Origin of the sequence: Limnobacter sp., from assembly GCF_036405155.1 — a bacterium.
Classification (GTDB): domain Bacteria; phylum Pseudomonadota; class Gammaproteobacteria; order Burkholderiales; family Burkholderiaceae_B; genus Limnobacter.
In genome coordinates, this window is the sequence record NZ_DASWYD010000004.1 from 65,764 (window position 1) to 85,144 (window position 19,381).

The window sequence follows — 19,381 nt, forward strand, 5'->3', positions numbered from 1 at the left end:
GTTCAAAAAACCGCTTCGATTCTGGTTGTGGTTGTCGGCCCTTTGTTTGCTGTTTCTTTCCTCAGGAGCCCTGGCCATGCGCTTGGACAATCTCATACTGTGCTCGCCGATTGAAGGCCAACTGCTGGACCATGGAAAGCCCGCGCCCGGTTTGAAGATAGAACGGCGATTGAAGTGGAACATGGAAAAAACGCCACGCACCGACTATGCCGTTACGGATGCGCAGGGCCGGTTCACCTTACCCGAGGTTAGAGGGGGGGCGGACTTTGGTTGGTTGAGCAAGTATTTGCATGTGCCCAGCGTCGGTATCCGGATACGGTTGGTTGAGGGCGATCAAAAATCGGATTTGGTTTACTTCACCAGAAACTCTTATGACGTGTCGGCCGAGTTTGGGGTTCCATTGATCCAGATGCGTTGCGACCTTGCTGATCGAACATTGGTTGATCAGACCTTTCCAGTCATCAAATGTCATCTGAACAACATTGAGGAGAGCTCCAATGTCAAATAGATCTTTGAAGCCCATGGAAGTCCACGCGCTATCTCAGTTTGTTTATGAGGCAGATGGTACTTATCAATCCGTCAGATCAGAGTCGCCCGGTAAGTCGAATGTGGCGGTTCGTAAGGAGGCAGAGTTTCTGTTGAAGTCAGCGGCGCCAACCAAAGGGCTTCAATTGAACACGGATCAGTTCTCCCTGCTCACCGCAAAGTCTGGCCTTTTCAATTTGGAAAAGCTCACCGGCTTTGGCTTCGTCGCCCAAGGCATAGGCGGCCGTTCAGGCGAACTGGTATTGGCCACACGGGGCACCAACTTTGAAGACAACAAATTCGACTTGGGCACCGATGCAAACTGTGGTGTCAGCCGTGGCCCCAGAAATTTGCCGGTCCACCGGGGCTTCTTGAAAACATTCCGGGGTTATCAGCAAGAGCTGGTGCATTTTGTAACCGATGGCGGGCGCAAGCGGCCCAGCACCATCCACTGCATGGGGCACAGTTTGGGCGGTGCCTTGGCCAACCTCAATGCGGTGGCCCTGTACGACCATGGCTTTGATGTGCACCTCTACACCATTGGCTCGCCACGGGTGGGTGTTCATTCATTTGCGGCGGATATTACGCGGCACATACCCGCATCCAAAATTTACCGCGCGGTGAACCCTTGCGATGTGGTGCCCATGATGCCCCTGTATCCCTTTATGCATGGGTCCAGCGGCACCTCCGAATACCTGGTGGACAACGGTTCCGACAAAATCAGCCTGCAAGCGCACTTCATGAGCGAGGGCTATTTGCCCATGAGCCGCAAAACCAGTTGGAGCGACTTTCCCCAGCCCGAGAATTACCTGCGGGCCAGCATTCGCGATTTAAACGCAGAGCTGGCCAAGGTGGGCGGTGGGCACATGTTCAGCAAAACCGTGTTGGTGCTCATCAACCGGGCTTTGGTTGAGCTGGCCAAGGCTTTGGGCTATGTCACGTTGATATGTCTGCAATCCACTTTCAGCAACCTGTTTACGGCGGCCGACTTGCTCAGCGAAATATTGACCAAAGCCTACTATGCAGGAAAGGAATTTCTGGAGGCTGTGCGCAGCGTATTGAATGGCATGTTGCAATTCATGGGACGCTTGGCCTTGGTGCAAGAAACCATTGAGGTGACCACGCTGCGCTGGATCGTCAACCAGTTTCGCTCAGACATGGGTGGCCGTGCACAACAGGCCATGAACCAGGCCATGCGCCTTGCCTAGCAAGGCGTTTTAATCGCCCACCCACTCCAGGTCGGCCACATAGGCGCGGCTGCTGCCTTGGGTGTTGTCGGCGTCGCCCATAATGGCCACGTTCAGCAGCTTGCCGGGCGCTTGGCCAAACGCCTTCACATAGTCTTCGTGAATGTTGCGGTCAAACGCCCGCCACTGGCCTTCGCCTTGGGGCTCGCCACGCACTTGCACTGCTTTAATCCGCACGGTCTGCGTGTGTTGCGAGGTCACAATCTCCATGGGTTCAACACCGCCAGCCACCGAGTACATCAAGGTGGCAAAGGGGGCTGGGCGGCGGGTCAACATTTCCAGCCGCTGCAAAAAGCCTTGGTCCGCTTCGCTCAGTGTGCTGCGGTTGCCGTCAAAGGTGAGCACCACGCGCACGGGTGAGTCTTCCAGCGCACGGTCGCGGGTTTGGGCTTTGGGGTTGCCTTCGGCCACCCACCATTTCCAGCGCAGCCGGCTGTTGTTGCCCACAGGTTTGTTCATGGCAAACACCAGGGACGATGCCGAGGCCTTGGCATCCACCGTGAGGTAGCGCTGGCCATTGCTGGGGCATTGCTGCAAACCAAAGCGGGTGGGCAATTTGAACGGAAAGAAGGTGATGTGCTGCCAGTGTTGAAGGGGGCTGTCGTCGGGCAGGCCATGCACGGTGGCGGGCTCCGTGTTCAACAATTGAAGACCGTTAGTTGCAGGGGTAGCCTCGAGTTGCTCGCACGCGGCTTGCCGCTCGGCAGCCAGACGAGTGGTTGGGGAGGTTGGCACGCTGCTGCAAGCGTTTATCAGCAGTGCAATCAACAATGTCGGGTAAATGGCCATGTTTGTTTTCATCCTGTCCTCAATACATTCCCAGGCTCAAGCCCGCTGCAACGGCAGCACCCAAATCGCGGCAGCGTTGCAGGTCGGGTTCATCAATCATTTTCGCTTGCGCAATCCGCTCGGGTGTTTGTGCATGGGTACACACCACCAAGGGTTCGGCCACTGCCTTTAAGCGCCAGCCAGTGGCAATGCGCTGCACTTGCCGCACAGCGCCTTGTCCATCACTGCCCGCACACACCAGCAGGGCGTAGGCTCGCCCGGTGAGCTTGTCCAGCACCGGGTAATAGCACCGGTCAAAAAAGTCTTTCATCAGTCCCGACATGCTGCCCAACATTTCGGGGCATGCAAACACCAAACCATCGGCGCGCAACACGTGTGCGGGGTTCGCTTGTTGCGCAGGCAGGCAGACCACGCTGCAGTGGGGCTCGCTTTGGGCGCCCTGTGCCACGGCGTCGGCCATTTGCCGGGTTCCGCCTGTCACAGAATGATAAATGATGGTCAGTTGTTTCATGTTGCAATGTGGGTGACAAGCTGGCCGGAGGCATACCCTGCATCTCGTCTTTTTGTACGATTTTCTGCCTTGTCGGCGAAACCTATACTGGGCCACCGTTCAGTTTTTAGGCCTGTCGCATGTTCGCGTTCCTCATCAAACCCCGTGTGGCGTTTCAAAACCGTGTTCTGTCCTGGTGTGTGGCCGGCATGCTCGGCCTGGGCCTGCTGGGTGGCTGCGCCATCATGGATTTCACCAACTCGATTGTGCCCGGTTTTCGCAGTGTTCTCAAAGGTGAAAACGGCAAAGAGGCCCTGGCTTCGCTGACGCAGGAACAGCGGGACACCTTGCTGTACTTCACCTATGGCGATGACTACCTCTACCTGACCCCGGCGCAACGCGACAGCATGTTTGCCGATTCACGCGCGTTTTTGTGGAATGTGGCGGCCCGGTTTGATGTGTACCTCAGCGTGTACATGGACAACCTGTTGGCTGGTAAAAAAGTGGAAATTCCGAATGGAAAGGGCGGGTTTGTTACGCTGCAGGCTGAGCCCGGCATGATGGATGAACTGAAAGCACGCAAGCTGGAAATCGATCAGGCCATCAAGGCGTGGCCCACCGTTCGGCAGTTGAACATTGGTTTGAACAAAGCCGCCATTGATGAGCGCTTGGCACTGATCAAACAGCGTGTGGGGCAGGCCGCCTTCAACACCTTGACATCGGGCCGGGCGCGCACCTTGGCCACCCTGGTGCACGACGATGCGGCCTTGGCCAAGTTCCTCACCGACGACCAAACCGCGGTGGACGCCGTGCAAGCCGCGCTGGGTGAGTACGGCTACGACAATGAAGTTCGTGGTTATGCCTTCGACAACCGGCCCACCGCGTATTTCACAGCCGATTCATTGCTGCAGCAATTGCAACCGGTGACTTCATTTCCAACCACCCGAATTGGCAGCTGATTGCCAACCAAGCAACCCAATATTTTGCCCCGAGGATTGTAGTGATGAGACTTTCCAATCGATTGCTTGAACAAGCGCTGTTGGCCGCTGGCCTGTTGACCCTGCCTGTGGCCGTGATGGCGCAGCAAATTCCCTCGGACCTGGTGCCTGCCAAAGGACCCAAGCTGGGTGCGTACACGGGGCCACGGGACATCAAGCCGCTGGGTGAGATTGATCCGCCCTTTTTCTCGGACATCAAGGTGAAGTTGGACGTGGGGCAAAGCCAGGCCGATTCGAAGGATGCCAGCCTGCCTGCCTCATCCATTGACGGCACGGATGTGACGGCAACGCTGTCGAGCCGCTTGGGCAGCAAAGGCTTTGGAGCGTTGTCGGTGGGCTACGTCAAGAACGAAACCGATTCGCAAATTGTGGCCTTCCCGTTGCAGTTGACTGGCAACTCAAGCCAGGACCAATACACGCTGACCCTCGGTTACATGCCTTTGGACTGGTTGGCTGTGGGTGCGTTTTATGGTCAAAACAATTTGTCGGGCAGCTACCAGTTCACCTTGGGTGGCCCACCCACCGACACCACTGGCGACACCGATGTGAGCGGTGCATTCATCACCGCATTCATGCCTTACCAGGACTGGTTGTTTAGCGCGGGCTATTCGCATGTGCGCTCTAACCAGCATCAGGATTATGGCAACGGCAACACCCCACCCACGCAGCAGGCGGTGGTGGACATCGACACCGTGTCGGTGGGGGCCAATTACAACTTTGGGAATGGGTGGATGTTCAAGTCCAACCTGGCCAGCAATTTCACCGATGGTCGTCAGCCGCTGCCCACCGAGCCAGCGCTGGACAAGCAGTGGTTTACCTTGGGGCTGGGGGTTGATTACAAAATCAATGCCAACTGGACGGCTGGTGTGAATGCATCCACGTGGCTGGGCAATTCCAAAACGGATTACAACCGCGTTGGTGTTTCTGTGGTGTATTCGTTTTAAGGGGGCACTATGAAAATGATGCGTTGGATTGCCCCCGTATTGCTGAGTGTGGCATTGCTGCAGGGCTGTGTGTCCGTGGACCGCATGGACCAAGTGGCCTATGCGTTTTTGTTGAAAACTCAAGATGGAGACATCAAGGACCTGGACAGCGCGCTGGCCCTGGCTGATCGGGATAAGCGGGATTCCTTGGTTCAGCAAATTTATGGGGATGACGCCAAGTATTTGTCGCAGCAGCAGGTGGACGACATGTTCACCAACACCCGCAGTTTGATTCTCAATTTGCTGGGTGGCAAGGCCGATGAATTGAAGGCCATGATTATTGAAAAGGCCATTGAGTTTTTGCCGAAAGACAAAGCGATCAAGACGTCGTATGGCAACATTGCGCTGAATGATGCGCAAGCCAAATTACTGGAAGACATTCTGGGGCTGCTTGATTTTTCCAAAGCAAATTGGGAAAAAATCAAGGCCTTGAACATTCAACAAAACAAAGCGGCCATTGATGAGCGGGCTGACTTGTTGAAACAACGCTTTGGTGAGGCTGGTTACCGCCTGCTGGAGCAGGGTGACCGTGAGCAATTTCGACGCTTGGTTAGCGGCACTTCAGACGACGAACTCATCAAGGTGTTGACCGATGCTGACGCAGCCAACCGGGCGCTGAACAATGCGCGCTTGTCTGCTTCGATTGGCCGCACTTACCCTGGCAATGCCATGGATGACTTCAATGCAGGCATCAAGGATTTGGGCCCGGTGATTTTTTCGCCCACATCTCGCATTGGTTCTTGACCAGCAGGTCCTCCTCGGGGGTGTCCGCAGTGGAAATGGGTCGTGCTAAACTCAGCCGACCCATTTTTATTCTCTGCCATGTCACTACTGTCCAGCCTATTGATCTTGATTGTGGCCGCCCGGTTATTCGGCCGCCTGTTTGCCCGTTACAACCAGCCAGAGTTGATCGGTGAGATTTTGGCGGGCGTGTTGCTGGGCCCGGCAGTGCTGGGCCTCATCAGCCCCAACAAGGCCTTGGCGGGCATTACCGAGCTGGCAGTGTTTCTCATCATTTTGAGTGCCGGGCTTGAAATGCGGCTGGCCGACATCGTGAGCGCCATGAAAGGCCGCGGCCTGGCCTTGGCTGCGCTCAGCTTTGCCATTCCGTTTGCGGGCGGTATTGTGGTTGCCCAGGCTTACGAGTTGGACGTGATGCGCATGGTGTTTTTGGGCTTGTGTATTTCGATTACCGCATTGCCCGTGGCTGTGAAGTTGATGGAAAGCCTGGGTGTGCTGCACACGCCGATTGCCAAGTACGCCCTGGCCACAGCCATTGTGAATGATGTGGCTGCGCTGTTTGTGTTGGGCATTGTGTTGAACCTGCCCGAAAAAATCACGGTGAATGACGCCTTGGACACGGTGGGCATTGCCACGCTGAAACTGATGGCATTTGCCGCTGTGGTGTTTGCACTCAACAAACTGCTGGAATGGCTGGATGCACGCAATTTCAGTGTGGCCACATTCCCTGAGGCCGCCATTCGCATTTTTGGACCCGAGGCTTTGTTCGGCATTGTGGTGGTGTTTGTGCTGGTGTTTGGCACCATCAGCGAGGCCTTGGGTTTTCACTTTGTGATTGGTGCTTTTTTTGGTGCCTTGTTTTTGGACAAGCGGCATTTTTTGGCGTCCCGCTACACCGATTTGCAAAACACCTTGGGATCGATTACCAACGGTTTTTTGGCACCGGTGTTTTTTGCTTACCTCGGCCTGGAGTTTCATTGGTTCTCGCTCAGCGATTGGGATTTCCCCCTGATCGTGATTATTATTTCCGTATTCACCAAAATGCTCTCGGGCTGGCTGGGCGGGGCCATCGTCGGCATGGGCTCCCGTGAAGCCATTGGCCTGGGTTGTGTGTTGAATGGTCGGGGCGTGATGGAGCTGGTGGTGGCGGGCATTGCCTATCAAAAAGGGTTTATCGGCCCTACCATGTTTTCAACATTGGTGTTGATGGGCATTGTGACCACATTTTTAACCCCCATCTTTTTCAAGCAGGTGTTTTCAGGCGGCTTGCTGGAGCAGTATCGAAGCCAGCACCGTTGACAGGGTATTCAATTTCTGTTTTAATGTGTTTAAACGCATCAACGCGTTTTAAACCCTCGAGCACCAACATACATGAGCAAAGCCGCCAAGCAGCACTGGACCTTGAAAGACGTCAAAAAGTCGCTGGACCGGTGTGCGCCGCTGTTTCACGCCTTGGGTGACGTCAACCGGCAAGCCATTTTGTTGTTGCTCGCCGAGTTTGATCGTTTGAATGTGAGCGAAATCAGCGAGCGGGTCAGTTTTTCCCGGCCCACGGTGTCGCACCATTTGAAGGTGTTGAAGGAGGCCGGGTTGATCGCTGTTGAAAAAGAGTCTCGCGAAAACTACTACACCTTGGTGTGGGATGAGCCCATTGGGCAGTTGAAGACATTGATTGAACAGGCGGAAGTGGCCTGTTCCTGACATTTGTGAAGGAACCGCGCCCGGGGATATTCAGTGAACCCGGGTTTTTAAAGGTTAAATAGGTTGATGTGTTTAAACGCATCGGTATTTTTACAATGGGAGAATCACCATGAAACAGTGGGCATTGGTGACCGGCGCTTCGTCCGGTATTGGATTGCATTTTGCAGAACAGTTGGCCAAAGGGGGCGTGTCGCTGGTGATTTCAGCGCGCAGCGCCGGCAAGCTGGATGAGTTGGCCGCCCAGTGGCGCAGCCAGTATGGTGTGCAGGTGGAAACCGTGCCCGGCGACTTGTCGCGCCAAGGTGCAGCCAGCGAGTTGGTGGAGGCTGTGCGCGCCAAAGGCATTACCCTGAATTACCTGGTGAACAACGCCGGTGTGGGTGTGTTTGGCGAGTTCAAGGACACCAACCTGGAAGACGAGTTGGCCATGATGCGCTTGAATATGGACTCGCTCACCATACTCACCAAACGCTTTTTGCCCGACCTCATGGCCAACCGCGGCAAAATTCTGAATGTGGCCTCCACCGCTTCATTCCAGCCCGGTCCATACATGGCGGTGTACTACGCCACCAAGGCGTATGTGTTGAGCTTCTCCGAGGCCTTGGCCGAGGAGTTGGCACCGCACGGTGTGTCCGTCACTGCCCTGTGCCCTGGCCCAACCGCATCGGGCTTTCAGGACAAGGCCGACATGCACCATTCGGCCATGGTCAAGAACAAACGCTTGCCCACTTCCGAGCAGGTGGCCATTGAGGGTTATCACGCCATGATGGGCGGCAAGCGGGTGTTCATCCAGGGCTTCATGAACTGGTTGATGGCGCAAAGCGTGCGCTTCACGCCCCGGCGCGTGGTCACTGCCTTGGTGGCCTACCTGACCCGCCCCACCCGGATTTGACCCACAGGCTAGGCATGCCCGATAATTCGGGCATGTCAGCATCCACCTTCACGGTGTTGTCGCTCATCCCGCCGATGACGCAGCTCAACACCCCATACCCCTCCACAGCCTACCTCACCGGCTTTTTGCGCTCGCAGGGCATTCATGCCGTGCAGGCCGACATTGCCTTGGGCTTGGTGCTGAGGCTGTTTTCACCGGAAGGGCTGGATGCGATTGCCGACGAAATTGAAGCGCAACCCGAAGTGACTGAGCGCGTGGCCGCCTTCATGAGCCGCTTCGACCAATACCGCGCCACCATTGGGCCCACCATCCGGTTTTTGCAGGGTGGCGACTCCACCTTGGCCCACCGCATCAACACCCGCAACTATTTGCCGGAGGGTGAGCGCTTTGAGTCGCTCAACAGTTATGTGGACGAGGGGGGCGATTCACTGGCTTGGGCCTTTGGGGCACTGGGCGCACAAGACCGTGCCCGCCATTTGGCCACGCTGTACTTGAACGACTTGTCCGATGTGATTCGCGACGCCATCGATGAACGGTTTGAGTTTGTGCGCTATGCCGAAAGCCTGGCCAGCGGCCAAGCCAGCTTTGACCCCATGGAAGCGGCGCTGGAAGGCGACACCACCTTGGTGGACGATGTGCTGGTGAGCCTGGCCCTAGAAGCCTGTGACGAACACCAACCCAACCTGGTGCTGTTGTCGGTGCCGTTTCCCGGTGCCATGTATGCAGCACTGCGCATTGGCCAGGCCATCAAGGCCGAGTTTCCCAACACCCACATTTCGCTGGGCGGTGGCTACCCCAACACCGAGCTGCGCGAGCTGGCCGAACCCCGGGTGTTCAACTATGTGGACACCATCACGCTGGACGCAGGCGAGCGGCCGCTGCTGGCACTGATTGAGCATTTGCAGGGCAAGCGTGGCCCACAGCGCCTGGTGCGCACCTTTGTGCGAACCGATGCTGGCGAGGTGAAGTACGTGAATTGGGCCGAACCCGATGTGCCGTTTGAACAGGTGGGCACACCCACTTGGGACGGTTTGCCCATTCACAGTTACCTCAGCCTGCTGGACATGTTGAACCCCATGCACCGCCTGTGGAGCGATGGCCGCTGGAACAAGCTGACGGTGGCCCATGGCTGCTACTGGAAAAAGTGCAGTTTTTGCGATGTGTCGCTGGACTACATTGGCCGCTACGAAACCGCCACCGCCACCGAGTTGGTGAACCGCATTGAACGCATTGTGGAAGAAACTGGGCAAACCGGCTTTCATTTTGTGGATGAGGCTGCACCCCCCAAGTCGCTCAAGGCGCTGGCGCATGAACTGCTGGAACGGCAGGTGTCCATCTCCTGGTGGGGCAATATCCGGTTTGAAAAATCCTTCACGCCCGAGCTGTGCCAACTGATGGCGCAAAGCGGTTGCATTGCCATCAGCGGTGGTTTGGAAGTGGCCTCAGACCGTTTGCTGAAGCTGATGCAAAAGGGCGTGTCAGTGGCGCAGGTGGCGCGGGTCACCAAGGCGTTTTCAGAGGCTGGTGTTCTGGTGCATGCCTACCTCATGTATGGCTTTCCCACACAAACCGTTCAAGACACGGTGGACGCGCTGGAGTATGTGCGCCAGTTGTTTGCGGAAGGGTGTATTCAATCGGGGTTTTTTCACCGGTTTGCCTGCACGGTGCACTCGCCCGTGGGCAAAAACCCGGAAGCCTATGGGGTGACCTTGTTGCCGCTGCCCGAGGGCAAATTTGCCAAAAACGATGTGGGCTTTGTCGACCCCACCGGGGTTGACCACGACGCACTGGGCAAGGGCCTGAACAAGGCCCTGTACAACTACATGCACGGCGTGGGGCTGGACCAGAATGTTCGCAGCTGGTTCGACATGACCGTGCCCAAGCCCACCGTGCCGCGCGATTACATCGCGCGGGCACTGGCGGGTCAGGAGTCGCTGTCCACCTTGGTGAAACGCTGAACCGGGTGGTTGTTGACCATCACCTTTTCAAAGAACACCGACAGGGGCCTGCACCAGGCTTGGTGCTTGTCGCCTTTGTCCAACGGGTGGTAGACCACCATTTTGCTGCCGTCTGATTCCAGAATGGCTTCGCAGATCACTTCGTACAAACCGCCCTTGTAGTGCCGGTAACGTTCACCGGGTTTGACATGGTGCTCTGCAACGGGCACTGCGCTCATGGTGGTCTCCTGTTCGCGTTTTAATGTTTACAGCGCACCGATGGCGGCCAAGCCATGTTTGGCCACAAAGGCATCCTGTGTGGAATGCATGCCGGATACGCCGATCCCGCCCACCACTTTGCCATTGAGCAGCACTGGAAGTCCACCCTCCAGTGGGGTCATGCCGGGCATGGCCAACAGGCGTGTGCCCAAACCACCACCAGCCACCAGTTCTTCAAACACGCGGGTTTCGCGGCGGAAGTTCACGGCGCAGGTTGCTTTGGCGATGGCGATGTCCACACTGGCGCGCTGGGCGTTGTCGTGGCGGTGCAGCATCAGCAGGCTGCCGGTGCTGTCCACAATCGCAATCACCATGGGCCAGCCTTCGGCATTGGCGCAGTCCTCAGCGGCCTTCATCATTTGTGCGGCTTGGGCGGCGGTCAGCGGTGTGCCGTATTCCGGGGGCAGTACGGTGGGCACGGTGGGGCGGGCAATTTCAGCCATGAACAGTTCTCCAGAAAGGTTTTTCAAGACCGACAGTGTGGCGAATGCAGCGCTGCAGGGCAATGGGTGAAGTCCCGAGGGGCAGTGATTGGTCCAGATTCATTTTTTCGGACAAAGCAGCGGAAGAGGGCTTGTAGGACTTCCCTTCGCTGTCAAATTTCAGCAATCTAGGGTCCACAAATATTCCTATACATTGCGAGACACATGAACCACTTTGAAGAAGACATCCTGATTGTGGGCGCTGGCCTGTCGGGCATCAGCGCCGCCTGCCACCTGCAAAAGGAATGCCCCAAGCGCCGTTTCACGATTCTGGAACGCCGCACCAACATTGGCGGCACCTGGGACTTGTTCCGTTACCCCGGTGTGCGGTCCGACTCGGACATGTTTTCCTTTGGTTTCAAGTTCAAGCCTTGGCGCAATGCGCACTTCTTTTCCCAAGGGGCCGACATCCGGGACTATGTTCACGAGGCGGCCACCGAAAACAAGGTGTTTGACCACATTCGCTTTCAGCGCAAGGTGGTGAGTGCAGACTGGAATTCGCGCGCCAAGCGCTGGATTGTGAAAGTGGTCAACGATGCCACGGGCGAAGAGGAAACTTACCGCGCAAAATTCTTTTGGTGCTGTGCCGGCTACTACAACTACGACAAAGGCTACAAGCCCGACTTCCCGGGTGAAGACACCTTCAAGGGTCAAATTGTGCACCCCCAGCACTGGCCCGAGGGCCTGGACTACACCGGCAAACGGGTGGTGGTGATTGGCAGTGGTGCCACAGCCGTGACCCTGGTGCCCAGCATGGTGGACAAAGCCGCGCGCGTGACCATGCTGCAGCGTTCGCCCACCTATATTTTCTCGCTGCCATCGGTGGATGCCATCACGCAGGTGCTGCAAAAAACCCTGCCTGCCAACCTGGCCTACAAACTGAACCGCACACGCACCATTGGCTTGGCGCACGTCATGTTCAAGGCCTGTAAAAGTCGGCCAGCGGCCATGCGCAAGTTTATTTTGAAGATGGTGGCCCGCCAGTTGAAAGGCTCGAATGTGGACATCAAGCACTTCAGCCCCAGCTACATGCCCTGGGACCAGCGCCTGTGCCTGGTGCCCGATGGCGACTTTTTCAAGGCCCTGCGGGGCGGCAAGGCTGATGTGGTCACCGACCAGATTGAACGCTTTGAGCCGGAAGGCATTCGCTTGAAGTCGGGAGAACTGCTGGAGGCCGACCTGATTGTGACGGCCACCGGTTTGAACGTGCAGATGGTGGGCGGCATGGCGTTGATGAAAGACGGCGTGCCGGTGAACCTGGGCCAGAAGATGTTCTACAAAAGTGTGCTGCTGCAAGACGTACCGAATGCTGCGGTGGTGCTGGGCTATACCCACGCCAGCTGGACCTTGAAGTCGGACCTGGCCGCCGGGTTTGTGTGCCGCCTGCTCAAGCACATGGACAAGCACGGCCTGACCGTGGCCACGCCGCATGCAGGCGATGTGCCTGTGGTCAATGAGCTGACGGTGCTGGGTGGTTTGAGTTCAAACTATTTGAAACGGGTGGCTGACCAGTTGCCCCGGCAAGGCGCCACGCACCCCTGGCGCAACAAGCAGGACTACTACCACGACCAGAAAGTATTGCTGAAAGACCCGGTGGATGAAGACGGCTTAATGTTTGCTTAATTCCGATTGCTTACGCTTTGCCCAACTTGAGAGGGACAAAGCGTGCAGCAATACAGGGGTGTCGAGCAGGAAGGCCTGGGGGTTCAAGCCGTGTTGTTGCTGCTGCTGGGTGCGTTGATTGTGTACATCAACCGCTTTACCCACTTGGATTTCACCGTGGCTGACTGGTTTTACTCCAGTTCGCAGCATGCGTTTCCGTTACAGCACCAGTGGTGGGCCGAGCAACTGCTCCACAACCGCCTGAAGCACTTCAGCACCGTGCTGTGGTTTGGTTTGCTGGCGTGGGTGTTGGTTCAGCGTTTTGTGCGGAAGGCTGGTTGGTCGCACCAGGCGTTGTTTGTGCTGATCAGCAGCATGGTGTCGGCGGCTGTGGTCAGTCTGCTCAAGACCAAGTCGATGCACAGTTGCCCCTGGGACCTGCAAGCCTACGGTGGCCAAAGCACCTGGTTGCCCTTGTTTTACGATGCCTCCTCCGTTGACTTGTCACAGGCTGGATCTGGCAAATGCTTTCCCAGCGGGCATGCCAGCGTGGGCCTCATGTGGTTGGGGGTGTTTTTTCTACCACGCATTCGGCGCGCCTTGGCATGGCCTGCAGGGCGCCACCAGCGGGCCTTGTCGGTGGCTGTGTTGTCGCTCAGCCTGGTTGTTGGTCTGGTGCAACTGGTGCGCGGGGCTCATTTCTTGAGCCATGTGTTGGCAACACTGTGGCTTTGTTGGCTCATTTCCCTGTTGGTGTCGGCGCTTTACATTCGGCTATTTGTTGTGTATTCAAGACCTTACTGCTACTCTTCTCAGAGCAATTCTAAGAACAAGATGGGAGAGTTTGCATGCCAGCCACTCAGCGAGCCAAAGGATCATCCAAGCCTGCCGTGAAGCCCGCGGCCAAGTCCACCGTGAAGGGGGCAGTGAAACCGGCAGCGAAACCTGCTGCGAAACCAGCCACCAAGCCTGCCGCAGCCAAGCCTGCAGCTAAGCCAGTGGCAAAGAAGACCGAGGCAAAAAAGCCGGCGCCCAAGAAAGCGGCCCCGGTGGTGGCCACCAAAAAAAGCCCGGCCAAACCCTCGGCCAAGTCGGCAAGCAAGCCCGCTGTGAAAGCCACCGCGAAGCCAGCCCCAAAAGCGACCGCCAAGAAGACCGCCAGCACGGTGGTGTCCAAGGTGAAGGCCGCTGTGAAAAAAGCGGTGAGCACCGCAAAAAATTCTGCGAAATCCAAAGCAAGCGACGTGAAGTCTTCGGCTGTTAAAAAAGCCGTGCCGGTGGTGAAAGCCGTCAAGACCACCCTTAAGGCGGTGCCCGACAAAAAGGTGAAAAGTCCTGCAAAGTCCGGTAAAATAGCGGATTCAGTTGTGCCAACCAAGCCTGTGGCCAAGCCCTCGCCCAAGGTTGCGCAGAAACCCACTCAACCCCCTGTGGCCAAGCCTGTTCAAGCGCCTGCCCCGGTGATTCAAGCACCCGTGGTTGTGGAAGCAGCAAAGGCCCAGCCTGTTCAAGAAAGCAGTCCTGTGACCACTCCGATCAAATCTGCAAGCTCGTCTCGCAAACCGTCCAAAACTGCCCTGTCACCCGGCGAGGTAACCCCCTTGGCCCTGTTGACCCCGGTCAAGCCTGCACGTCGCCGGCGTTCGGGCGCTGCAAAACCACGTAAACTGAAAGGTGCAACCACCACCTGGCCGTTCCCCACGGGTTCACGGCCCTAACAGTTTTACGGGGGCATATGCTGCTGATTGATATTTTGCGCCTGGTGCTTGAGACAGCCGCCAGCCTTGTCGTGTTTTGCTTGCTGCTGCGGGCCTTGATGCAATGGGTGAGAATTCACCCCAACAACCCCTTGTCGCCGTTTATTTTCTCCATGACCGATTGGCTGGTGAAGCCCTTGCGCAAAGGCGTGCCAGGTTATGGTGGTGTGGACTGGGCCTCGGTGTTGGGGGCATTCCTGGTCTCGTTTGTGTTGCACATGGTGCTGGTGGGGCTGTCGGTTGCCTTGTCCCGAAGCAGTCCAGGCGTGGCAGCGTTGGTCACCTTTTCAATCCCCTTGGCCATTTTCTGGGTTATTCGCAACATTGCATACCTGTTGATGGGCATTGTGCTGGTGCAGGTGGTGCTGAGCTGGGTCAACCCGTTTTCGCCCATGGCCGCCATTCTCAACGAGTTGTCGCGGCCCTTTCTGGAGCCGCTGCGGCGGGTGTTGCCATCCATCGGCAACGTCGACTTGTCGCCGCTGGTGTTCTTCCTCATCCTGCAAATCGTGATGATGGTGCTGCAGCGGGTCATGCCCGGGTTTTAAGCGGCATCGTCCGCCAAACCCGACTCTGCACTGCCACAGTGGGCGCAAAACTTGGTCAGCGAGTTTTTGACTTCACCACAACTGGCGCACCGGGTTTTAATGCCAAACCCACAGTGTGGGCAGTGCAGGGGTTTGCCTTCGTGCTCTTTGATAAAGTCCGCAATCGGTTTCTCGCAACTGGGGCAAGTACCGGCTTTCAGTTTTTTCATCGACGCGTCGTACTGGGTGTCTTTTGACAACATCGCCTTGCGGGCCTGGCTGCTGGTTTTTTCCAGTTCCCTTTGCCGGGCCAGGTAGTCATTCAATGCCTGTATGGTTTTCACCCCGGCAAACACCGTCAGGCCGATGGCGCACAGGCTGTACACGTATTTTCCAAAACCAAAGTCTGGAATGTAGGGCGTTAGCTCCACAAAAAAGAAGGTGAAGGCCGCGGCGGCAAAGCCATACACAAAGGGCCAGTAGGTGCCTTTGCGGTGCTTTTTTAGCACGTAGGCGGCAGCCAGCACCAAGGGCACAATCAGTGCGAGGCGAATAAAAAACACCCTCAAGTCAAAGGCTTGTTTGGCTTTGGCCTCTGCCTCGTCCATGGTGCCCTTCAGGGTATTGAGCGCTTGTATTTGAACTGCTGCGCCTTCCCGCAAATCCGACAGTGACTTCTTGTCTTTGGCAATTTGTTCGTCCAGGCCTTGAAGGTCTTTCAGTGCTTGCGCCACCTCTGCGTTCAAGGTTTTGATGCTGTCGTTGTACTGCGCATCCTGACTGGCGGTGCGGCTTTCAAGCAGGGACCGCTGTTGCGCTTTCAGGTTTTGATAGACGCTGTTTTGGGCATCCCGTTGCGATTGCAGTTCCTTGAGGTGGGTGTTGATGGGGGCCGTTTGGCTGTCCAGTTTTTCCTGCACGCCTTGCAGTTCTTTCAGGCGGGCGCGGTCTTGTTCACTGGACGCGGCATACGGAGTTTGGCTCTGCTGGTAGGCCGTGGGCAGGTCTTGCATCAGGGTGGAGCCAAAGCTCACCAGGGTGAAATAGAAAAACGCGCTAACCACCCATAAAATTCGCTGATGATTTTTGGCTGAACTGCTGATGTATGTGTTCACGACCCGTCCTTTTAAAACGCCAATCTGAAATGCCCAATAAAAAACCCGCCCTCTGAATATATCTAGAGGACGGGCCTGGTTCAATCCGCAGAACGGATTGTGGGGTGATGTAGTTTTGAGTAGCTTGCTTGTGGACTCGCTTAGTGACTAACGCGCGACACACCGCCGTTGCTGACAATCCGAACACGTTCGCCAGGGCGGAACTGCTCGTCCGCATCTTGAACATAGGCGCGCAGTGTGCCGTTGTCCATTTTCACGGTGATTTCAAGCCCTGGGCGGTTGGACAGGTTGCGCTCGGCAGCCTGGCCTGCAATGCCACCGGCCACAGCACCCAAAATGGCGCCCGCTGCACGGCCACTGCCGCCGCCAATGTTGCTGCCAGCCATGCCGCCCAGCACGCCACCGGCCAAGGTGCCCACGTTGTTGGTGTCGCCTTGAATGGTCACATTGCGGACGCTTTCAACCACGCCCTGCTCAATGATTTGCGCGCGGCGTGCCTCGCCCTCGCGGTACACCTGCCCAGAAGTGCTTTGAGTGGCACAGCCCGCCAGGCCAGTCAGGGCAATGAAGGCGACGATTGCGGTGGTTTTGATGCGTGAATTCAAGCGGTTGGACATGGTGAACGGTTCCTTTCAAATAATCAAAGTTGCTCGCCAAACGCGGTGGCGTAATGCGCTGCAATGTCTTCGCGGGTCAGGCGGTAATTTTGGCCACCCTTGTGCGCAATCTTCAACGACCCCATCAAGCTGGCCAACTGGGCGGCCTTGCGGATGGGCATGCCCTGCGACAAGCCATACAGCAAACCACCCCGGTAAGCATCGCCACAGCCAGTGGGGTCGGCAATTGTTTCAGCTTTAACGCATGGGATGTCCAGGCGTTGACCCTCTGTAAATATCCAGCTGCCTTCGGCACCACGCGTGACCACCAGGGCTTTCAGCCGGGTCGCAATCTGCTCCAGGCTGAGGCCGGTTTTGTCGCACAACATTTTGGCCTCATAGTCATTGACCGCTGCGTAGGTGGCAAGTTCCAGAAAACGCTCCAACTCCGGTTTGCCAAACATGGGCAAGCCTTGGCCCGGGTCAAACACAAACGGAATGCCAGCGGCGGCAAATTGTTCAGCATGCTGAATCATCCCGTCCCGTCCGTCTGGGGCGATGATGCCCAAGGCAATCGGGCCGGCTTGCGCCACGGTGTTGAGGTGGGAGTGGCTCATGGCACCGGGGTGAAATGCAGTGATCTGATTGTCGTCGAGGTCGGTGGTGATGAAGGCTTGTGCCGTGAACTCGTCGTTCACCATGCGCAGCATGCTGGTGTCGATGCCCAGGCCTTTCAAGCGTTCAACATACCCGGCACCATCGTGACCCACGGTGGCCATGGGCACGGCCGAGCCACCCAGCATGTTCAGGCTGTAAGCGATGTTGCCAGCGCAACCGCCCCAGTCCTTGCGCAGGGTGGGCACCAAAAAGGCCACATTCAGGATGTGAACCTGGTCAGGCAAAATCTGGTCTTTAAAACGGCCTTCAAACACCATGATAGTGTCAAAGGCGATGGAGCCGCAAATCAGAACGCGTGGACTGCTCATGGTGGGGTGTCGCCGGTAAAAAGGTCAGTGGGGGTCGAGCAATGCAACCCGAAACCCCGTGGTGGCGCTTTCAGGCAATTGCTCGTTCAGTGTTCGGGTGTTCAAGTATGCCAGCACTTCCACGGTTTGATGGACCCGGATGGGCGCTGCAAGGGCTGCGCTGGGCGATTCCGCAGCTGCTGTCTTTGCTGCATCCCGAAGCTGGTATTCGCTGGGTTGGATCAATTTGCTGACCAGCACCAGGCCTTGGGGGTCCAGCAGTTCGACCTTCAACACGGGCCACTGTACAGGCAGGCGGCCTTGGTTGTTCAAGGTCAGGTCCACTCGAAGGGTGTTTTCGTCGAGTGCCGTCAGGCCGCTGCCATCCACCACCAAAGCGTTGCCGGGCTTGCCCGCAGCCAGCTTGAGCACCCAGCCGGGCAGGTTGGTTTGCTGAAACACGGGCAGGTGTTGCATCCAGCTTTGGCGCCACCACCACAGGCTTTGCACCAGCAGCAGGGCAAGCAGCAGGCCTGTGGCCCAGCGCTGCGGGCGCGTCAGTTGAACTTTACGAGCTGAGGGGCGGGCTGCCGCGCCCAAAAACTCGGGTGCTGTTGGGGTGGCTTGCACCGCGCTGGGGACGCTGATGTGCGTGGTTTGCCAGGCATCGGCATCGGCCGCGGTGAGGTGGTCAATGCCTGAAAACACCTGCTGGCAATGGCCACAGCGCACCTGCCCCTGGTGAATTTGCAGTTGCCCTGACGTGACCTTGAACAGGGTGTTGCAGTGGGGGCAGCGCGTGGCCAGGCTCATGGAGTGCGCCTGGCGTCAGTGGGTGCTTGGTTTCGTGCCGTGCAGGCACACCCAGCCGTCGCGCTCGGCCCACACCTGCATGGGCATCCACTGGGCGTAGTGTGCAATCACTTCGTCGGCCTGGCGGGCCAACACGCCCGACAGCACGAGGTGCCCGCCGGGCTGCACATGCCCACACAGCGATGGGGCCAACACTTTCAGCGGATTGCTCAAAATATTGGCAACCACCACCGGGAATGTGCGCTTGGCTTGCTCAAAGTCGGGCAGGCCACAGGGCATGCTCACACCATTGTTTTGGGCATTGTAGGCCGTGCTTTCCACGGCTTGGGGATCAATGTCCACGCCGATGGCCTGGGATGCCCCCAGCTTGAGTGCTGCAATACCCAAAATGCCAGACCCACAACCATAGTCGAGCACAGCCTGCCCGTTGAGCGTGTGTTGGCAGAGCCAGCGCAGGCACAGGGCGGTGGTGGGGTGTGAACCTGTGCCAAACGCCAAGCCGGGGTCCAGCACCAGGTTGACCCGGTTGCCCGTGTTTTCCGGGGTGTGCCACGAGGGCACAATCCACAGCCGTTCGGTGATTTCGATGGGGTCGAATTGCGATTGCGTGAGCCGAACCCAGTCTTCCTGTGGCACTTCGGAAAACTCGATGTCGGCCATGGTGAAGGCGGTATCGGCCGCATCTTCGGCGTACAGGCTCAGAATTTCGCCAAACACCTGCTCACCTTCTGCCCGGTTGCGAAACAGGGCCACCACGTGGTTGGTGCCCCAAGCGGCTTGCTCCGGTTCCATGCCGGGCTCGCCAAACAGCGGTTGTTCGTCTTCGCTGTTGGCGTTGGCATCTTCCAGGCTGACGGCCAATGCACCCAGTTCCATGAGGGCATCGGACACCTGGTCGGCCAGATCGAAGGGCAGGGTGAGGGTGGCTTGGACGAGGTTCAT

At 57.2% G+C, this 19,381-nt stretch carries 22 protein-coding genes; 13 read left to right on the forward strand and 9 right to left on the reverse strand.

Going from position 1 to position 19,381, the window contains the following annotated elements:
* The first annotated feature begins 76 nt into the window (after window positions 1–76).
* A complete protein-coding gene (locus VGE55_RS04230) occupies window positions 77–508 on the forward strand; it encodes a DUF6795 domain-containing protein (protein WP_331130464.1) in 432 nt (143 codons plus the stop codon).
* A complete protein-coding gene (locus VGE55_RS04235; protein WP_331130465.1) occupies window positions 498–1,733 on the forward strand; it encodes a lipase family protein in 1,236 nt (411 codons plus the stop codon). The genes VGE55_RS04230 and VGE55_RS04235 overlap by 11 nt, the downstream gene beginning before the upstream one ends.
* Before the next feature lie 9 nt (window positions 1,734–1,742).
* Here VGE55_RS04235 and VGE55_RS04240 read toward each other — a convergent pair whose 3' ends face one another.
* Window positions 1,743–2,573, reverse strand: coding sequence for a DUF3047 domain-containing protein (locus VGE55_RS04240; RefSeq protein WP_331130466.1), 831 nt, complete (start codon window positions 2,571–2,573; stop codon window positions 1,743–1,745).
* 7 nt (window positions 2,574–2,580) lie between these two features.
* Window positions 2,581–3,072 carry a flavodoxin family protein gene (locus VGE55_RS04245; RefSeq protein ID WP_331130467.1) on the reverse strand — a complete coding sequence of 164 codons (492 nt, stop codon included), beginning with the start codon at window positions 3,070–3,072 and terminating at the stop codon, window positions 2,581–2,583.
* 119 nt (window positions 3,073–3,191) lie between these two features.
* Here VGE55_RS04245 and VGE55_RS04250 point away from each other — a divergent pair, with 119 nt between their 5' ends.
* The 7 genes from VGE55_RS04250 (at window position 3,192) to VGE55_RS04280 (ending at window position 10,324) form a co-directional block, all read left to right on the forward strand.
* Entirely contained in the window at window positions 3,192–4,010 is an 819-nt protein-coding gene (locus VGE55_RS04250; RefSeq protein ID WP_331130468.1) for a hypothetical protein, read from the forward strand.
* Between the two features lie 44 nt (window positions 4,011–4,054).
* Complete coding sequence (locus VGE55_RS04255; protein WP_331130469.1) at window positions 4,055–4,993, forward strand: hypothetical protein; 939 nt, start codon at window positions 4,055–4,057, stop codon at window positions 4,991–4,993.
* A gap of 9 nt (window positions 4,994–5,002) precedes the next feature.
* Complete coding sequence (locus VGE55_RS04260) at window positions 5,003–5,776, forward strand: hypothetical protein (protein ID WP_331130470.1); 774 nt, start codon at window positions 5,003–5,005, stop codon at window positions 5,774–5,776.
* Window positions 5,777–5,818: 42 nt separating this feature from the next.
* Window positions 5,819–7,072, forward strand: coding sequence for a cation:proton antiporter (locus VGE55_RS04265; protein ID WP_331130471.1), 1,254 nt, complete (start codon window positions 5,819–5,821; stop codon window positions 7,070–7,072).
* 72 nt (window positions 7,073–7,144) lie between these two features.
* A complete protein-coding gene (locus VGE55_RS04270) occupies window positions 7,145–7,474 on the forward strand; it encodes a metalloregulator ArsR/SmtB family transcription factor (protein WP_331130472.1) in 330 nt (109 codons plus the stop codon).
* 109 nt (window positions 7,475–7,583) lie between these two features.
* Complete coding sequence (locus VGE55_RS04275) at window positions 7,584–8,366, forward strand: SDR family oxidoreductase (protein WP_331130473.1); 783 nt, start codon at window positions 7,584–7,586, stop codon at window positions 8,364–8,366.
* 32 nt (window positions 8,367–8,398) lie between these two features.
* Window positions 8,399–10,324 (forward strand): B12-binding domain-containing radical SAM protein, encoded by a 1,926-nt coding sequence (locus VGE55_RS04280; RefSeq protein ID WP_331130474.1) that lies wholly within the window; start codon window positions 8,399–8,401, stop codon window positions 10,322–10,324.
* Here the strand turns inward: VGE55_RS04280 and VGE55_RS04285 are convergent.
* Window positions 10,291–10,542, reverse strand: coding sequence for a DUF1653 domain-containing protein (locus VGE55_RS04285; RefSeq protein ID WP_331130475.1), 252 nt, complete (start codon window positions 10,540–10,542; stop codon window positions 10,291–10,293). The genes VGE55_RS04280 and VGE55_RS04285 overlap by 34 nt on opposite strands.
* 27 nt (window positions 10,543–10,569) lie before the next feature.
* Entirely contained in the window at window positions 10,570–11,025 is a 456-nt protein-coding gene (locus tag VGE55_RS04290) for a GlcG/HbpS family heme-binding protein (protein WP_256764807.1), read from the reverse strand.
* A gap of 204 nt (window positions 11,026–11,229) precedes the next feature.
* Between VGE55_RS04290 and VGE55_RS04295 the strand changes: the two genes are divergently transcribed.
* The 4 genes from VGE55_RS04295 to VGE55_RS04310 are packed head-to-tail and all read left to right on the forward strand — an operon-like array spanning window position 11,230 to window position 14,971.
* Window positions 11,230–12,687, forward strand: coding sequence for an NAD(P)/FAD-dependent oxidoreductase (locus tag VGE55_RS04295; RefSeq protein ID WP_331130476.1), 1,458 nt, complete (start codon window positions 11,230–11,232; stop codon window positions 12,685–12,687).
* A gap of 42 nt (window positions 12,688–12,729) precedes the next feature.
* Window positions 12,730–13,560 carry a phosphatase PAP2 family protein gene (locus VGE55_RS04300; RefSeq protein ID WP_331130477.1) on the forward strand — a complete coding sequence of 277 codons (831 nt, stop codon included), beginning with the start codon at window positions 12,730–12,732 and terminating at the stop codon, window positions 13,558–13,560.
* Window positions 13,515–14,384: a hypothetical protein gene (locus VGE55_RS04305; protein ID WP_331130478.1), complete on the forward strand. Its 870-nt coding sequence runs from the start codon at window positions 13,515–13,517 to the stop codon at window positions 14,382–14,384. The genes VGE55_RS04300 and VGE55_RS04305 overlap by 46 nt, the downstream gene beginning before the upstream one ends.
* A 17-nt stretch (window positions 14,385–14,401) precedes the next feature.
* A complete protein-coding gene (locus VGE55_RS04310) occupies window positions 14,402–14,971 on the forward strand; it encodes a YggT family protein (RefSeq protein WP_256764803.1) in 570 nt (189 codons plus the stop codon).
* Here VGE55_RS04310 and VGE55_RS04315 read toward each other — a convergent pair.
* From VGE55_RS04315 to prmA, 5 genes are all read right to left on the reverse strand, one after another.
* The gene (locus VGE55_RS04315; protein ID WP_331130479.1) at window positions 14,968–16,065 is read right to left on the reverse strand and encodes a hypothetical protein; all 1,098 of its coding nucleotides are present in this window, start codon (window positions 16,063–16,065) and stop codon (window positions 14,968–14,970) included. The genes VGE55_RS04310 and VGE55_RS04315 overlap by 4 nt on opposite strands.
* Before the next feature lie 140 nt (window positions 16,066–16,205).
* Complete coding sequence (locus VGE55_RS04320; protein ID WP_331130480.1) at window positions 16,206–16,682, reverse strand: glycine zipper 2TM domain-containing protein; 477 nt, start codon at window positions 16,680–16,682, stop codon at window positions 16,206–16,208.
* Window positions 16,683–16,705: 23 nt separating this feature from the next.
* The gene (locus VGE55_RS04325) at window positions 16,706–17,647 is read right to left on the reverse strand and encodes a carbohydrate kinase family protein (protein ID WP_331130481.1); all 942 of its coding nucleotides are present in this window, start codon (window positions 17,645–17,647) and stop codon (window positions 16,706–16,708) included.
* Window positions 17,648–17,671: 24 nt separating this feature from the next.
* On the reverse strand, window positions 17,672–18,439 hold the full coding sequence (locus VGE55_RS04330) for a DUF3426 domain-containing protein (RefSeq protein WP_414674955.1): 768 nt from the start codon (window positions 18,437–18,439) through the stop codon (window positions 17,672–17,674).
* Between the two features lie 15 nt (window positions 18,440–18,454).
* Window positions 18,455–19,381 carry a 50S ribosomal protein L11 methyltransferase gene (gene prmA, locus VGE55_RS04340; RefSeq protein WP_331130482.1) on the reverse strand — a complete coding sequence of 309 codons (927 nt, stop codon included), beginning with the start codon at window positions 19,379–19,381 and terminating at the stop codon, window positions 18,455–18,457.

Excerpts from the sequence above, each read along its gene's own strand:
- VGE55_RS04280 (WP_331130474.1), top strand. The coding sequence starts at position 8,399 with ATGTCAGCATCCACCTTCACGGTGTTGTCGCTCATCCCGCCGATGACG.
- VGE55_RS04330 (WP_414674955.1), bottom strand. The coding sequence starts at position 18,439 with ATGAGCCTGGCCACGCGCTGCCCCCACTGCAACACCCTGTTCAAGGTC.
- VGE55_RS04230 (WP_331130464.1), top strand. The coding sequence starts at position 77 with ATGCGCTTGGACAATCTCATACTGTGCTCGCCGATTGAAGGCCAACTG.
- VGE55_RS04275 (WP_331130473.1), top strand. The coding sequence starts at position 7,584 with ATGAAACAGTGGGCATTGGTGACCGGCGCTTCGTCCGGTATTGGATTG.
- VGE55_RS04260 (WP_331130470.1), top strand. The coding sequence starts at position 5,003 with ATGAAAATGATGCGTTGGATTGCCCCCGTATTGCTGAGTGTGGCATTG.
- VGE55_RS04255 (WP_331130469.1), top strand. The coding sequence starts at position 4,055 with ATGAGACTTTCCAATCGATTGCTTGAACAAGCGCTGTTGGCCGCTGGC.
- VGE55_RS04285 (WP_331130475.1), bottom strand. The coding sequence starts at position 10,542 with ATGAGCGCAGTGCCCGTTGCAGAGCACCATGTCAAACCCGGTGAACGT.
- VGE55_RS04235 (WP_331130465.1), top strand. The coding sequence starts at position 498 with ATGTCAAATAGATCTTTGAAGCCCATGGAAGTCCACGCGCTATCTCAG.
- VGE55_RS04305 (WP_331130478.1), top strand. The coding sequence starts at position 13,515 with ATGCCAGCCACTCAGCGAGCCAAAGGATCATCCAAGCCTGCCGTGAAG.
- VGE55_RS04310 (WP_256764803.1), top strand. The coding sequence starts at position 14,402 with ATGCTGCTGATTGATATTTTGCGCCTGGTGCTTGAGACAGCCGCCAGC.
- VGE55_RS04245 (WP_331130467.1), bottom strand. The coding sequence starts at position 3,072 with ATGAAACAACTGACCATCATTTATCATTCTGTGACAGGCGGAACCCGG.
- prmA (WP_331130482.1), bottom strand. The coding sequence starts at position 19,381 with ATGAACCTCGTCCAAGCCACCCTCACCCTGCCCTTCGATCTGGCCGAC.
- VGE55_RS04240 (WP_331130466.1), bottom strand. The coding sequence starts at position 2,573 with ATGAAAACAAACATGGCCATTTACCCGACATTGTTGATTGCACTGCTG.
- VGE55_RS04295 (WP_331130476.1), top strand. The coding sequence starts at position 11,230 with ATGAACCACTTTGAAGAAGACATCCTGATTGTGGGCGCTGGCCTGTCG.
- VGE55_RS04270 (WP_331130472.1), top strand. The coding sequence starts at position 7,145 with ATGAGCAAAGCCGCCAAGCAGCACTGGACCTTGAAAGACGTCAAAAAG.
- VGE55_RS04325 (WP_331130481.1), bottom strand. The coding sequence starts at position 17,647 with ATGAGCAGTCCACGCGTTCTGATTTGCGGCTCCATCGCCTTTGACACT.
- VGE55_RS04320 (WP_331130480.1), bottom strand. The coding sequence starts at position 16,682 with ATGTCCAACCGCTTGAATTCACGCATCAAAACCACCGCAATCGTCGCC.
- VGE55_RS04290 (WP_256764807.1), bottom strand. The coding sequence starts at position 11,025 with ATGGCTGAAATTGCCCGCCCCACCGTGCCCACCGTACTGCCCCCGGAA.
- VGE55_RS04250 (WP_331130468.1), top strand. The coding sequence starts at position 3,192 with ATGTTCGCGTTCCTCATCAAACCCCGTGTGGCGTTTCAAAACCGTGTT.